The organism is Pseudoduganella albidiflava, from assembly GCF_004322755.1.
GTDB classification, from domain to species: Bacteria; Pseudomonadota; Gammaproteobacteria; order Burkholderiales; family Burkholderiaceae_D; genus Rugamonas; species Rugamonas albidiflava.
Map to the genome: position 1 here is coordinate 2,797,577 of NZ_CP036401.1, position 14,554 is coordinate 2,812,130.

Genomic DNA, 14,554 nt, shown 5'->3' on the forward strand with positions numbered 1-14,554 from the left:
TTGTTAGCGCAACCAACGGCCAGTGTAGGGATATATGGGCAAGGAGTCAATTGGCGAAAAGTTTCCACCAACCGGGGTCAGACCCCGATTTGAGGAAATGTTTCCGAGAGCGGGGACCGTTCCCGATTCCATCGGCATATATGGGCAAGGAGTCAATTGGCGAAAAGTTTCCAAAAAATGGGGACTGTCCCCGATTCCAGGAAATGTTTCCAGAAAACGGGGTCTGACCCAAATGCCGTTTGGATAAGCCTACCCCAAGTGCAAATGCCGGGGTCAGAGAGGAATGCTGGCATGCATGCCAGCATCGTTCCGCAGGCGCGAAGCAGGCTTCGCGAAGCCCCTGCTACACCCCGGCGGGTCTGACCCCAGCCCTTCGCCGTTGGGGTGAATGCACGCGCTTTCAATGGGTTGGATAACGCTTAACCAAGCGGCAATAAGGTCAGACCCCGATTTGCGGAAATGTTTTGCGAGGGCATCGGTGCTTAGCAGTGCGGCTGCTTTGCTTATGACGAAACGCCGCATTACCAACTGCGAAATGGTTCGTTTCGGTTCGCAAGGGGCGCTGGTACGCTGCATTGCGGCTGGGCATTGGGCCCGGTGATGACAGCGGAGAGCACCAATTGACGAAGCAAACTGCGAAGCGGATTCGCCTGAACGCCTTCAACATGAACTGCGTGGGCCATATCCACCACGGCCTGTGGAAGCATCCGCGCGACAATTCCGTCGACTACCGCAAGCCGGAATACTGGATCGAACTGGCGCAGTTGCTGGAGAAGGGCCTGTTCGACGCCGTGTTCCTGGCCGATATCGTTGGCGTCTATGATGTGCTGGGCGACGGCATCGACGTCACGGCGCGCGAGGCGGTGCAGCTGCCCGTCAACGACCCCAGCTACGTGGTGCCGCTGATGGCGCAGGCGACGAAGCACATCGGCTTCGGCGTGACCGCCAACCTCACGTACGAGCACCCGTACCTGTTCGCCCGCCGCTTCGCCACCCTCGATCACCTGACCAGCGGCCGCATCGGCTGGAACATCGTCACCGGATACCTCGACAGCGCGGCGCGCGGCGTGGGCTTGAAGCAGCAGCATGACCACGACGACCGCTACGACCGGGGCGACGACTTCATGGACGCGTTCTACAAGCTGCTCGAAGGCAGCTGGGAAGACGGCGCCGTGCTGGCCGACCGCGAGCGCGGCGTCTATGCCGATCCGGCGAAGATCCACCGGGTCAGCCACGATGGCCCGTTCTACAAGATCGACAACGTCTACAACCTCACCGAACCGTCGCCGCAGCGCACACCGGTGCTGTACCAGGCGGGGGCGTCGAAGCGGGGCAACGCGTTTGCCGGCCGCCACGCCGAGTGCGTATTTACCGGTGGCCCGGACCGCGCCGCGCTGGCGAAGATCGTCTCGACGATCCGCGGCCAGGCGGTGGAGGCGGGCCGCGAGCGCGACGATGTCAAGATCCTCTCCGGCCTCACCGTGGTGGTCGATACCAATGAAAAGGCGGCGCGGGACAAGTTCGAGGAGTACCGCGCCTATTCCAGCCCGGAAGGCGCGCTGGCGCACATGGTCAGCGGCACCGGCGTGGACTTGAACCGCTTCGGCCTGGACGAGGAAATCACCGAGGAAACGCTCGAAGCGCTGTATCCGGACCGCCTGCGCCGCGTCGGCGAAGCCCGTGCCGGCCGGTTCGCGGCGGGCACCACGCGCCGCAAGCTGCTCGAAGCGCGCCGTTTCGGCTCGCAGCAGCCTCCCGTGGTCGGCACGCCGTCGCAGGTGGCCGACGAGATCGAGCGGATCGTCGCCGAAACGGACCTCGACGGCTTCAACCTGACCCGCACCGTGGCGCCGGAAAGCTACCGCGACTTCATCGAACTGGTCATCCCCGAACTGCAAAACCGCGGCCTGTACAAGACCTCGTACGAGGAAGGCACGCTGCGCGAAAAACTGTTCGGCGCCGGCCGCGCGCGCCTGCCCGGCAACCACCACGCAGCGAGGTTCCGCACATGGAAATGACGGCACCCTGGCACCAGGCGGGTAACGACGCCGCGGCACCGCTGCTGCAGGTGCGCAAGCTCGACGTGTGGTATCCGAACGGCGCGGCGGTCCAGGGCTTCGACCTGGACGTACACCGCAAAGAAGTGGTGGCGCTGGTCGGCGAATCCGGCTGCGGCAAGTCGACGGCGGCCGGGGCGATCGCGGGCCTGCTGCCGCACCAGGCGCGCGTCGATGGCGCGATCCTGTTCGAAGGGCGTGACCTGCTGGCGGCCCCGGAGCGCGCCTTGCGCGACCTGCGCGGCAACGCGATCGGCATGATCTTCCAGGAGCCGATGACGTCGCTCAATCCGGTGCTGACGATCGGCACGCAGATCGAGGAAGTGCTGCGCCGCCATCGCAGGCTGGGCGCCGCGGCGGCCCGCGCCCGCGCCATCGAACTGCTTGACCTGGTGCGGATCCCGGAACCGCACCGGCGGGTCGACGACTACCCGCACCACCTCTCTGGCGGCCAGCGGCAGCGCGTGATGATCGCCATCGCCGTCGCCTGCGAACCGCGCCTGCTGATCGCCGACGAACCCACCACCGCGCTGGACGTGACGATCCAGGCCCAGGTGCTGGAGCTGCTGGCCAGCCTGCGCCGGCAGCTGTCGATGTCGCTGCTGCTGATCACGCACGATCTCGCCGTTGTCGGCCAGTGGGCCGACCGGGTGGCCGTCATGCAGCACGGCCGCAAGGTGGAAGAGGGCACGCGCGACGAGGTATTCTTCGCGCCACGCCACCGCTACAGCCAGGGCCTGCTGGAGTCTTCGCTGCACGTCGATGCCGATTGCCACTACAGCCGCGTGAAGCTGGCCGAGATCCGCCACGCCGTCGACGCGGCCGGCGAACGCAGCTTCAGCTTTACGGAGCAGGAGCGCCGCCAGCCGGCGTCGCGCCCGGCCGTCATCCACCAGCCGCCCGTGCTCGACGTCCGCAACCTGGTGGCGCAATACTCTTCCCGCTACGGCACCATTTCCGCCGTCAAGGATGTCTCGTTCCAGATCGGCCGGGGCGAAACCCTCGGCCTGGTCGGCGAATCGGGCTGCGGCAAGTCGACGCTGTCGAAGACCATCGTCGGCCTGAACCGCGCCGTGGCCGGGCAGGTGATCCTCGACGGCACCGATATCGCGCCGCTCACCGGCCGTGCGCTACGCCCGCACCGCGCCAACGTGCAGATGGTGTTCCAGGATCCGTACGCGTCGTTGAATCCGCGCCTGCGCATCGGCGACGCGCTGGACGAAGTGCTGGTGGTGCAGAAGGTGCGCGACCGGAACGAGCGGCAGCGCCGGGTCGCGGCGATGCTCGATGCCGTCGGCTTGCCATCCTCCGCCGCGCGCCGCTATCCGCACGAGTTCTCCGGCGGCCAGCGGCAGCGCATCGGCATCGCCCGCGCGCTGATCCTGCGCCCGAAGCTGCTGATCTGCGACGAACCGGTGTCCGCGCTGGATGTGTCGGTGCGCGCCCAGATCCTCAACCTGTTCGTCGACCTGAAGCACGAGTTCGGGCTGTCGTACCTGTTCATCTCGCACGACCTGTCGGTGATCAACTACATCGCCGACCGCGTGATGGTGATGCGGAAGGGCGAAGCGGTGGAAACGCTGCCGCGCGACGAACTGTTTACCAGTGCGCAGCATCCCTATACCCGCACGCTGATCGCCGCGACGCCGGCCTGGCCCGAGCCGCCGGCGATTCCGCTGGTCGAGGCGCTGGCCGTCCGCATCGCCTGAGAATATCGATATGAGAACATCCCCATGAGAGCCTATATCCAGCGCAGGCTGCTGCAATTCGTGCCCGTCATCCTGGGCATCTGCATCCTCAATTTCATCCTGATCCAGGCCGCGCCGGGCGACCTGGCCGAAGTGGTGGCCGCCGAGTCGGCCCAGGTCGAGGGCGCCATCGTCGAAGACCAGGTGGCGCAGCTGCGCACCTCGTTCGGCCTGGACGCGCCGCTGCACATGCAGCTGCTGGCCTACCTGGGCCGCCTGTTCACGTTCGACCTGGGGTACTCGCACCGCTTCGGCGCCCCGGTGGCCGAACTGATCGGCGACCGGGTCGGCGCCACCGCGCTGCTCGGGCTGACCAGCCTCGCACTGGCCGTGGTGATCGGCGTGGTGCTCGGCGTGCTGTGCGCGCGCTGGCGCAATGGCCGGCTGGACCGCGCCGTGTCCGCGCTGATGGCGCTGTGCTACTCGGTGCCGGTGTTCTGGCTGGCCCTGATGATGGTGGTGCTGTTCGGCGTCACGCTGCAATGGTTCCCCATCGACGGCATGCGCGAGGTGGGCATCGAGGCGCAGGGGCGCTGGAGCGAGGCGCGCGACGTGCTGTGGCACCTGGTGCTGCCGGCCACCACGCTGGCGGTCTACTCGATCGCCGTGTACGCCCGCTTCACCCGCGCATCGATGGTCGACGCGCTGCAGGAAGACTATATCCGCACGGCGCGCTCGAAAGGCCTGTCGGAGCCGGTGGTGGTGTTCCGCCACGCGCTGCGCAACGCCATCCTGCCGGTGCTGACCCTGATCGCCGGCCACTTCGGCGAACTGCTGGCCGGCAGCATCGTCATCGAGACGGTGTTCTCGTGGCCCGGCCTGGGCAAGCTGACCTACGACGCGGTGGTCAACCGCGACACCAACCTGCTGCTGTCGATGCTGTTCCTCAGCTCCCTGCTGGTGATGGCCACCAGCCTGCTGCTGGACATCCTGTACGCCGCGCTGGACCCCCGCATCGAGTTGCGCAAATGAGCCGAACAATGAAGATTCCCCTTTCCGCCGCCGCCGGCCTGGCGATCCTGCTGCTGGTGCTGTTCGCCGCGCTGGGCGCGCCGGTATTCTTCCCGGGCGATCCGCACGACATGGTCGCCACGCCGTACCTGTGGCCGGGCCAGGACTGGGCCCACCCGCTGGGCTCGGACCTGATGGGCCGCGACATCGCCACCGGGCTGGCGCACGGCGCCCGCGTCTCGCTGCTGGTCGGCGCGTCGTCGGCCGGCCTGACGCTGCTGATCGGCGTGGTGGTGGGCACCCTGGCCGGCTACTGCGGCGGCTGGGCCGACAATGCGCTGATGCGGGTGACGGACTTCTTCCAGATCGTCCCCCGCTTCCTGCTGGCGATCATCCTGGTGGCCGTGCTGGAACCGTCGATCTGGGTGGTCGTGCTGGCGCTGGGCGTCACGTCATGGGTGCATACCGCCCGCGTGGTGCGCGCCGAGGTGCTGCGGCTGCGCAATCGCGAGTACGTTCAGGCCGGGCTGGCGGCGGGGATGAGCCATGCCCGCATCATCCTGCGGCACATCCTGCCGAATGCGCTGACACCGATCATCGTCAGCACCTCGATCGTGGTGGCCGGCTGCATCCTGCTGGAATCGAGCCTGTCGTTCCTCGGCCTGGGCGATCCGAACGCGCTGAGCTGGGGCGCCATGATCGGCACCGGCCGCGAGGCGATCCGCACGGGCTGGTACATGATCGCGATCCCCGGCGCCGCCACGATGCTGACGGTGTGGGCCCTGAACGTGCTGGGCGACGCGCTGAACGATTATTTCAACCCGAAACTGCGTAACTGAACTGAACTGAACTGAGCTGAACTGAACTTGACTTGACTGGACTGGACCCACGATGAGCACTGAAGCATTGAACAAGCTGCCGACCACGGTAGCGAAGAGCACCGAACAATCCGGCGGGCACGCCTCGATCACCGCGATCGGCCAGGGCCGCGTGCACGTGATACGCGACGACGCCGAAGCGATCGACGTGGCCACGGCGCTGGCTGCCGCCTTCGCGCCCGGCGCCGCACTGCGCGACCGCGAGCGCCGCCTGCCGGTGGCCGAACTGCGCCAGCTGCGCCTGAGCGGGCTGTGGGGCATCACGGTGCCGCGCGAGTATGGCGGCGCCGGGGTCTCGTACGCCACGCTGGCCAGGGTGTTCGCCATCCTGTCCGCGGCGGACGGCTCGATCGGCCAGATCCCGCAGAACCATTACTTCATCCTCGAGATCATCCGGCATGAGGGCAGCGAGGCGCAGAAACAGTTCTTCTTCGAGCGCGTGCTGGCCGGCGACCATTTCGGCAATGCGCTGGTGGAACCGGACGTGCGCCGGCCGGAAGACCGCAAGGTCAGCCTGCGCCGCGACGGCGAGGGTTACCGGGTCGACGTCCGCAAGTACTATTCGACCGGCGCGCTGTTCGCGGACTGGGTACCGGTAGCGGTGGCTGACGAGGAAAAGCGCCACTTCCTGGCAATCTACCCCCGCACGGCCGAGGGATTGCGCGTCGTCGACGACTGGGCGTCGTTCGGCCAGCGCACCACGGCGAGCGGCACGGTCATCGCCGACAACGCGTACCTGAAGCCGGAATGGCTGGTGCCCCATTCGGTCAATGCCGACCACGTGAAGCCGGTCGGGCCGGTCGGCCAGATCATGCATGCCGGGATCGACACCGGTATTGCCCGCGCCGCCTTCGAGGCCACGGTGGCCTTCATCCGCCAGCGCAATCCGAAGGCGGACGATGCGCCGGCCGAGGCGGTGTGGGAAGAAGACCAGCTGAGCATCCGCGAGATCGGCGACCTGGCCGTTTCCCTGCATGGTACCGAGGCGCTTCTGGACCGGGCCGGCCTGCTGATCGACAGAGCTTACGCATCGGACCTGGCGGCCGACTGGACCCGCGCCGCGATCGCCGTCTCGGAAGTACGCGCGGCCAGCACGCACAGCGCGCTGCTGATCACCAATAAACTGTTCGAGCTGGCGGGCACGCGCTCCACGGCACCCGATCATGGCCTGGACCGGCTGTGGCGGGACGCCCGCACCCACACGCTGCACGATCCCGTGCGCTGGCGCCTGTTCGATGTCGGTAATTACTATGTGAACGACAAGGTGCCGCTGCGCCGGCCGAAGTGGGCCGAGCAGCCGAACCAGCCGAAGGCCATGCCGGAAGGGCCGGAACCGCTGACGGGCGAGCCGCCGCAGCCCCGGCTCGCGGCAGGACTGTGAGGAGGGCGCCGATGCCTCGAACCGACAACCCTGTTTTCGCCGCGCTGGCCGATCCGTCGCGCCGCCGCCTGTTCCGGTTCGGCGGCGCCGCGCTGGCCGCCGGCATGTTCCCCGGCGCTGCCCTGGCCGCGCCGGAGACGCCCGTGCGCGGCGGCACGCTGGTGGCGATCGCCTTCCCCGAACCGGCCACGCTGGCCACGCACCTGAACGGCGCCAATCCGATCTCGCTGGTTACGTCGAAGATCTACGACCGCCTGTTCGTCGAAGGCAACCAGCATGAGCTGCTGCCGCGCCTGGGCCTTTCCGCCGAACAGTCGGCCGACGGCCTGGACATCACGATCAGGCTGCGCAAGGGTGTCAAGTGGCACGACGGGCATCCGTTCGATGCCGGCGACGTGAAGTTCTCGATCGAGAAGATCTGGCCGCTGCAGTTCTCCACCATCACCAACGCGGTCGCCCGGGTGACGGCGCCCGACGCGCACACGATCGTGCTGCGGCTGAAGGAGACGTGGCCGATCCTGATGCGCTACCTGGGCCAGAGCGCCGGGCAGATCCTGCCGCAGCACCTGTACGAAGGCACCGATATCGTCACCAACCCGCACAACAACAGGCCGGTGGGAACGGGCCCGTTCCGCTTCAAGGAATGGCAGCGCGGCAGCCACATCGTCCTGGAACGCAATCCGGACTACTACATCGCCGGCCAGCCCTACCTCGACCGCATCGTCTGGAAGGTGATCAACGATTCGGCCAGCCGCGCCGCCGCGCTGGAAACCGGCGCGGCGCATTTCGCCGCGCGCAATCCCATCACGTTCAGCGACGTCGCGCGGCTGAAAGGCCACCGCGACCTGGTGATCGACACGAAGCAGTACGAACCGAATTCGTACTGGCTGGAGTTCAACCTGCGCGATCCGCTGGTCGGCAAGCTGGCGGTGCGCCAGGCCATCGCCCATGCGATCGACCGCGCGGCACTGGTGAAGACCGTGTGGGGTGGCTTCGGCGCGCCGCTCGATGCGCCGGTGCCATCCGGCGTGGCGGAGTATTTCACGAAGGACGTGCCGAAGTATCCGTTCGACCCGAAGCGCGCCGAACAGCTGCTGGATGCGGCCGGCTTTCCGCGCCAGGCGGGCGGCTGGCGCTTCAAGCTGACCCACGACTTCATCCCGTTCGGCGACGACTACCGGCGCACCGGCGAATTCGTGCGGCAGGCGCTGCGCAAGGTCGGCATCGATGCTTCGCTCGGCGGCAAGGATCTGTCGACGTGGACGCGCGACGTGTTCACCGACCGCAAGTTCCAGGTGATCAGCACGTGGGGCGGCTGGTCGCGCGATCCCCAGGCCAGCCTGGACGTGCGCTTCGGCCAGCGCGGCGACCGGCGCGGCGTCCCGTGGAGCAAGGTGTCCGGCTACAGCAACAAGGAAATCGATGCGCTGCTGGAACCCACCCGCTCCGGGGCCGATCCGGCCCTGCGCAAGGTGAACTACAAGCGCGTCCAGCAGATCGTGCAGGCCGAACTTCCGGTGCTGCCGCTGCTCGAAGTGTATTTTTTCTCGGTGTACAACCGGCGTTTGCGGAACGCGGGCGAACTCCCGTACCCGACACGCAACAACTTCGCCAACGTGTGGCTGGCGAAGGCATGACCATGACAATCAAGCACAGGGTACAAGGACAGCAATGAGCGACTACAACCAACTGGGGCGCAGCGGACTGCGCGTTTCCCCGCTGTGCCTCGGCACGATGATGTTCGGGGGCGCCACGGGAGAAACCGAGGCCCGCGCCATCATCGACGATGCGCATGAACACGGCATCAACTTCATCGACACGGCCGACGTGTACAACGGCGGCGAATCGGAACGCGTGGTCGGCCGCGCCATCGCCACGCGGCGCGACAAGTGGGTGCTGGCGACCAAGGTCGGGCACAAGGCCGGCGACGGGCCGAACCAGTCGGGCCTGTCGCGCGGCCGCGTGCTGCACGCGGCCGAACAAAGCCTGGCGCGCCTGGGCACGGACTATATCGACATCTATTACCTGCATCGCCCCGATGCGCTGACACCACTGGAAGAAACCTTGCGCGCCCTGGGCGACCTGCTCGCCCGGGGCAAGATCCGCTACTACGGGCTGTCCAATTTCCAGGGCTGGCAGATCGCCGAGGTGGCGCACCTGGCGCGGCAGCTGGGCATCGCCGGCCCCGTCGTCACGCAGCCTTACTACAACGCGGCAAACCGGATGCCGGAAGTGGAACACCTGCCTGCCGCCGCCCATTTCGGCCTGGGCGTGGTGCCTTACAGCCCGCTGGCGCGCGGCGTGCTGACGGGGAAATACCGTCCCGGCGCGGCGCCGGAAGAGGGCAGCCGTATCGCCCGCAACGATACGCGCGCCTTGCAGACCGAGTGGCGGCCGGAGTCGCTGGCGCTGGCCCAGGCCATCGGCGAAGCGGCGCAGGCGCGCGGCATCACGACCGCCGAATTCGCGTTTGCCTGGGTATTGAACAACCGGCTTGTGTCGTCCGTGATCGGCGGCCCGCGCACGCTCGACCAGTGGCGCAACTACCGCGCGGCGCTGCGCTACCGTTTCACCGCCGAGGATGAAGCACTGTTCGACCGGCTGGTGCCGCCCGGGCATCCCAGCACGCCCGGCTACACCGACCCGGCCTATCCGGTGACGGGCCGGGTGGCGCGGGCATGACGGCGGCGGCACCCGAACCTTCCACGCCGCCGCAGTTTGCCGAATACGTCGACATCCACGCGATGCCCCGCGTGCTGGGGCGCCTGCTCCGGCTGGCGCTGCGGCATCCGTGGCGCTGCGCCGCCGCGGTGGCATGCGCGCTCGGCGCGGCGGTCTTCAACCTGGTCATGCCCCGGCTGCTGGGCCGGGCCGTCGACCAGGCGGGTCACCTTGGTGGCGCAACCCTGGCCGATGCCGGACAGGCGCTGACCTGGACGGCACTGCTCATCGTGGCGGCATGCGCCATCCGCGGCACGCTGACCGGCCTGCAGGGCTATTGCGGGGAAACCCTGTCGCAGCGCGTGGCCTACGACCTGCGGCTGGCGTTCTTCGACAAGCTGCAGCAACTGTCGTTCGGTTATCACGACCGCATCCACACGGGCGACCTGATCGCCCCTGGCATGCTGGACCTGGAAGGCGTGCGCGCCTTTTTTGAATTCGGCGTGCTGCGCGCCATCACCCTGGCGCTGCTGCTGGGCGTCGGTTCGTGGCGGCTGCTCAGTGTCGATGCCAGCCTCGGCGTGCTGGCGCTGTCCTTCGTGCCGTTCGTGCTGGCCATCGCGGCGGGTGCCGCCGTGCGGCTGCGCGCCAGCTGGCAACGCCTGCAGAAGATGATGGCCGAGCTCACGCTGCGGATGGAAGAAAACCTGCAGGGCGTGCGGGTGGTGCGCGCCTTTCATTCGAGCCTGGCCGAACTGGCGCGTTTCGACGAGATCTCCCGGCGCGCGCTGCGGCTGTCGAACGCCCGCATCACCGAGCGGATGGGGTCGATCAGCCTGATGACGTTCTTTTATTACGTGTCGCTGGCGCTGGTGTTGTGGGTCGGCGGCCGGCGCGTGGCCACGGGCGAACTCACGGTCGGCGCGCTGACCGAGTTCCTCACCTTCATCACGATCCTGCAGCAGCCGCTGCGCCAGGTCGGCATGGTGGTCAATTCGAGCGCGCGCGCCACCGGATCCGGCGCGCGGCTGTTCGAGGTGCTCGACGCGGTGCCGGAGATCGCCGACCGCGCCGGCGCGGCGGACCTGCCGGCGGGGCCGAAGACGCTGCGCTTCGAGAACGTCGGCTTCCGCTACGTGGCGGGCGGCCGGGAGGTGCTGCGCGACGTCAGTTTTACCGTCGCGCCGGGGCAGGTGCTCGGCATCGTCGGTGCCCCCGGCAGCGGCAAGTCGACCATCGCGCACCTGGTGTCGCGCTTCTACGATGCCGGCGTCGGCCGGGTCACGCTGGGCGGGCGCGACGTGCGCGACGTCTCGCTGGCCTCGCTGCGCCGCGAAGTGGCGCTGGTCCAGCAAGAGAACTTCCTGTTCGATACGTCGGTGCACGACAACGTGGCTTATGCATCGCCTGACGCCAGCGCGGCGACCGTGACGGCCGCCGCGGGCATCGCGCAGATCCACGACCATGTCGCGCGGCTGCCGCATGGCTATGCCACGCGCGTCGGCGAACGGGGCGCGGCACTGTCCGGCGGCCAGCGCCAGCGGATGACGATTGCCCGCGCGCTGGTCGGCAACCCGTCGGTGGTCGTGCTGGACGATTCCACCGCCGCCATCGACCCCGTCACCGAGGCCAGGGTGCGCGAGGCGCTGCGCGAAGCCTGCCGGGACGCGGCCACCGTGATCATCGCACACCGCCTCGGCGCACTGCGCCATGCCGATCACATCATCGTGCTCGATGGCGGCGCGATCGTCGAGCGGGGCGATCATGCGTCGCTGCTGGCTGCCGGCGGCCGTTATGCCGAGCTGTGGGCGCTGCAGCACCGCACGGCGCGCGACGGCCTGGACGGGGCTCGGAACGACCGACGGTATGACAGCAAATACGACAGGCAGCACGACGGCGCGGCGGAAATGGACGAACCATTGGCGGGAGTGGGCACATGAGCGCTTTCGTGAATGACGACGCGCGCGGGCAGGAGGAGGAAGTCTTCGCCCGCTTCGACCGCAGCGTGACGGCGCGGCTGTGGCAATTCATGCACGGCCACCGCGCCATGCTGGCAGTGGTGGTGGTGCTCGTGCTGCTGTACACCGTGGTGCAGGTGCTGATCCCGGTCGCCATCCGGCACGCGGTCGACAGCGCGCTGGGGCGGTCGGTGCATGCCTTCGACACGGTGCTGGCGGCGTTCGCGCTGCTGGTCGCGGTGAACGCGGTATTGACCTTCTTCCAGGAATGGCTGGCGGCGCGGCTGGCGCAGCGGGTGATCTTCGACCTGCGCCGGGCCATGTTCGCCCACCTGCAGCGCGTGTCGCTGGCCATCCTCGACCAGACACATGTCGGCCGGCTGATGGCGCGGCTGCAGGGCGACGTCAACGCGCTGCAGGAATTCATGGAAACCTCCGTCACGGCGCTGGGCGAGCTGTTCCTGCTGGCGGGGCTGGTGATCCTGCTGCTGGCGATGGACTTCCAGCTTGGCCTGCTGACGCTGGGCGTGGTGCCGGCGCTGCTGGTGCTGCGGCATGCCTGGCTGCCCTGGGCGAAACGGGTGTTCGCGCGGTCGCGCGAGGCGTCTTCCTCGGTCAACGCGGCGCTCGCGGAAAACATCAACGGCATCCGCACCGTGCAGGAAAACCGGCGCGAAGCCGTCAACCTGCGGCGCTACGAGCAGCGGGCACGCGAAAACCTGGAAGCGCAGACCGGTTCCTCGCTGGTGTCGCAAGTGATGATGCCGGCCGTCGACGTGCTGACGGGACTGGCGATGGCCGTGGTGGTCGTGGTCGGCGGGCGGGCGGTGCTGGCCGGCCAGCAGGACGTCGGTGTCATGCTGGCCTTCATCTTCTGCGTGCAGCGCTGTTTCGACCCGATCCGCACGCTGGCCATGCAATACACGGTGATGCAGCGGGCCATGGCGTCCGGCCAGCGCATCATCGAGGTGCTGGAAGTGCCCGTTACGCTGGAAGACCGCCCGGATGCCGCGGCGTGGACGGATGCACCGCCGTCGGTGGCGTTCGAGCACGTGACGTTCGGCTACCGGCCCGGCCAGCCGGTGCTGCATGACCTGAACCTGCGGATCGCGCCGTACCAGACCGTGGCCCTGGTCGGGCCGACCGGCTCCGGCAAGACCAGCATCGCCGCGCTGGTGCACCGCTTCTACGACGCCTGGCAGGGCACGGTCGCGGTGGGCGGGCGCGACGTGCGCGAACTGGCGCTCGATTCGCTGGGCCGGCACGTCGGCATGGTGCTGCAGGAGCCGTTCCTGTTCAGCGGCAGCGTGGCCGACAACGTTGCCTACGGCCTGGCGGGCGCCACGCGCGAGCAGGTGATCGATGCCTGCAAGGCGGTGCATGCGCACGGCTTCATCGCCGCGCTGCCGCAGGGCTACGACACGCAGCTGGGCCAGCGCGGGCGCAACCTGTCGGTCGGCCAGCGGCAACTGCTCAGCTTTGCGCGCGCGCTGCTGGCGTCGCCGAAGATCCTGATCCTGGACGAAGCCACCGCCAACATCGACAGTTTCACGGAGCAGGAAATCGGACGCGCGCTGAACGTGCTGCGCCAGGGCCGCACGACGATCATCATCGCCCACCGGCTGGCCACCATCCGCGACGCCGACCTGATCGTGGTGCTGGACGGCGGCCGCATCGTCGAGCAGGGCAACCACCGGCAACTGCTGGCGCGCGACGGCATGTACGCGGCGCTGCACCGCAGCAGCAGTGCGTCCTTCGACGACCTGGTGCCGGGCGCCCGTTCCGTGCCGTGAGCTGCGCCCGATGCGGACGATGGCATTGGCGTACTGGTGTCGGACACCGGCTTCCCGGTGTCGGACACCGGTTGTTCCAGGAAGCGGGTGCAGGCTGTTGAAATCCAGTATCCGACAGCAAGGGGTTTCAATCCCCCGGTGAGCGCCTGGCTACTGCGGCGCCACCTGCAGCCCCGGCGCGAACATGTCGATGAAGCGGTAGGCAAAGCTGGGCAGGAACACGCCGTTGCGCACGCCCAGCATCGTCGTGCACGAGCCGAACAGTTCGCCGTCCGTCTCCAGCACGTGCAGGCCGGACTGCGCCAGGTCGTCGAGCGCCATCTCGGCCACGATGCCGATGCCCAGGCCGCGCCGCACGTAGGTCTTGATCACGTCGGCATCCATCGCCGTCAGCCGAAGGTCGGGCACCAGGCCGCCTTGCCGGAACGCCGCGTCGACGCACTTGCGGCCGGTGAACTGTTCGTTGTAGGTGATCAGCGGATGGGCGGCGATGTCGGCCAGCGTGACCGGCGTGCGCGCCAGCAGCGGATGGCCGGCCGGCACCACCACGCGGTGGCTCCACGTGAAGCAGGGGAATGCCCGCACGGCGGACGCCGCATCCAGGGCCTCGGAGGCGATGCCGATGTCGGCGTCGCCTTCGCTGACCATCGCGGCGATCTGGCGCGGCGTGCCCTGGTGCAGTTCCAGCGTGACCTTCGGATAGGCGCGGTTGAATTCCTCGACCACTTTCGGCAGCGTATAGCGCGCCTGCGTGTGCGTGGCGGCGATCACCAGGCGGCCGCTGTCCACGCCCGCATACTGGCTGGCATAGCGGCGCAGGTTTTCCGTCTCCTGCAGGATGCGGCCGACGATCTGCACGGCGCCGTCGCCGGCACGCGTCAGCGCCGTCAGGCGCTTGCCGGAACGGACGAACAGTTCGATGCCCAGTTCATCCTCCAGGTCCTTGATCTGCTTGCTCACGCCCGACTGCGACGTGTACAGCACGGCCGCCACCTCCGTCAGGTTCAGGTTGTTGCGCACGGCTTCGCGCACGAAGCGCAGCTGCTGGAAATTCATCGGTCCCTCCGGTCACTATCACGCCACCATGATAGTTATCCATGCGCGAATGACAACGAAGCGTTCCGAAT

Annotated in this window: 10 protein-coding genes; 9 read left to right on the plus strand and 1 reads right to left on the minus strand. The window is 67.9% G+C overall.

The window, feature by feature from the left end:
* The first annotated feature begins 665 nt into the window (after positions 1-665).
* The 9 genes from EYF70_RS11680 to EYF70_RS11720 are packed head-to-tail and all read left to right on the plus strand — an operon-like array spanning position 666 to position 13,427.
* A complete protein-coding gene (locus EYF70_RS11680) occupies positions 666-2,018 on the plus strand; it encodes an LLM class flavin-dependent oxidoreductase (RefSeq protein ID WP_131149045.1) in 1,353 nt (450 codons plus the stop codon).
* The gene (locus tag EYF70_RS11685; RefSeq protein WP_229420822.1) at positions 2,009-3,766 is read left to right on the plus strand and encodes an ABC transporter ATP-binding protein; all 1,758 of its coding nucleotides are present in this window, start codon (positions 2,009-2,011) and stop codon (positions 3,764-3,766) included. Before EYF70_RS11680 ends, EYF70_RS11685 begins: the two co-directional genes overlap by 10 nt.
* A gap of 24 nt (positions 3,767-3,790) precedes the next feature.
* Positions 3,791-4,777 carry an ABC transporter permease gene (locus tag EYF70_RS11690; RefSeq protein WP_131145559.1) on the plus strand — a complete coding sequence of 329 codons (987 nt, stop codon included), beginning with the start codon at positions 3,791-3,793 and terminating at the stop codon, positions 4,775-4,777.
* A gap of 8 nt (positions 4,778-4,785) precedes the next feature.
* Positions 4,786-5,595, plus strand: coding sequence for an ABC transporter permease (locus EYF70_RS11695; protein WP_229420823.1), 810 nt, complete (start codon positions 4,786-4,788; stop codon positions 5,593-5,595).
* A 52-nt stretch (positions 5,596-5,647) separates the two neighbouring features.
* Positions 5,648-7,015 carry an SfnB family sulfur acquisition oxidoreductase gene (locus EYF70_RS11700; protein ID WP_131145561.1) on the plus strand — a complete coding sequence of 456 codons (1,368 nt, stop codon included), beginning with the start codon at positions 5,648-5,650 and terminating at the stop codon, positions 7,013-7,015.
* Between the two features lie 11 nt (positions 7,016-7,026).
* Positions 7,027-8,652: an ABC transporter substrate-binding protein gene (locus EYF70_RS11705; protein WP_131145562.1), complete on the plus strand. Its 1,626-nt coding sequence runs from the start codon at positions 7,027-7,029 to the stop codon at positions 8,650-8,652.
* Between the two features lie 34 nt (positions 8,653-8,686).
* Complete coding sequence (locus EYF70_RS11710) at positions 8,687-9,697, plus strand: aldo/keto reductase (RefSeq protein ID WP_131145563.1); 1,011 nt, start codon at positions 8,687-8,689, stop codon at positions 9,695-9,697.
* A complete protein-coding gene (locus EYF70_RS11715; protein WP_131145564.1) occupies positions 9,694-11,616 on the plus strand; it encodes an ABC transporter ATP-binding protein in 1,923 nt (640 codons plus the stop codon). The genes EYF70_RS11710 and EYF70_RS11715 overlap by 4 nt, the downstream gene beginning before the upstream one ends.
* Entirely contained in the window at positions 11,613-13,427 is a 1,815-nt protein-coding gene (locus EYF70_RS11720) for an ABC transporter ATP-binding protein (RefSeq protein WP_131145565.1), read from the plus strand. Before EYF70_RS11715 ends, EYF70_RS11720 begins: the two co-directional genes overlap by 4 nt.
* A gap of 150 nt (positions 13,428-13,577) precedes the next feature.
* Here the strand turns inward: EYF70_RS11720 and EYF70_RS11725 are convergent, their stop codons facing one another.
* Complete coding sequence (locus EYF70_RS11725; RefSeq protein WP_131145566.1) at positions 13,578-14,483, minus strand: LysR substrate-binding domain-containing protein; 906 nt, start codon at positions 14,481-14,483, stop codon at positions 13,578-13,580.
* Positions 14,484-14,554: the final 71 nt, after the last annotated feature.

Bases quoted from the DNA above. Each gene is read 5' to 3' on its own strand.
- EYF70_RS11680 (WP_131149045.1), top strand. From the start codon at position 666: ATGAACTGCGTGGGCCATATCCACCACGGCCTGTGGAAGCATCCGCGC.
- EYF70_RS11685 (WP_229420822.1), top strand. From the start codon at position 2,009: ATGGAAATGACGGCACCCTGGCACCAGGCGGGTAACGACGCCGCGGCA.
- EYF70_RS11690 (WP_131145559.1), top strand. From the start codon at position 3,791: ATGAGAGCCTATATCCAGCGCAGGCTGCTGCAATTCGTGCCCGTCATC.
- EYF70_RS11695 (WP_229420823.1), top strand. From the start codon at position 4,786: ATGAAGATTCCCCTTTCCGCCGCCGCCGGCCTGGCGATCCTGCTGCTG.
- EYF70_RS11700 (WP_131145561.1), top strand. From the start codon at position 5,648: ATGAGCACTGAAGCATTGAACAAGCTGCCGACCACGGTAGCGAAGAGC.
- EYF70_RS11705 (WP_131145562.1), top strand. From the start codon at position 7,027: ATGCCTCGAACCGACAACCCTGTTTTCGCCGCGCTGGCCGATCCGTCG.
- EYF70_RS11710 (WP_131145563.1), top strand. From the start codon at position 8,687: ATGAGCGACTACAACCAACTGGGGCGCAGCGGACTGCGCGTTTCCCCG.
- EYF70_RS11715 (WP_131145564.1), top strand. From the start codon at position 9,694: ATGACGGCGGCGGCACCCGAACCTTCCACGCCGCCGCAGTTTGCCGAA.
- EYF70_RS11720 (WP_131145565.1), top strand. From the start codon at position 11,613: ATGAGCGCTTTCGTGAATGACGACGCGCGCGGGCAGGAGGAGGAAGTC.
- EYF70_RS11725 (WP_131145566.1), bottom strand. From the start codon at position 14,483: ATGAATTTCCAGCAGCTGCGCTTCGTGCGCGAAGCCGTGCGCAACAAC.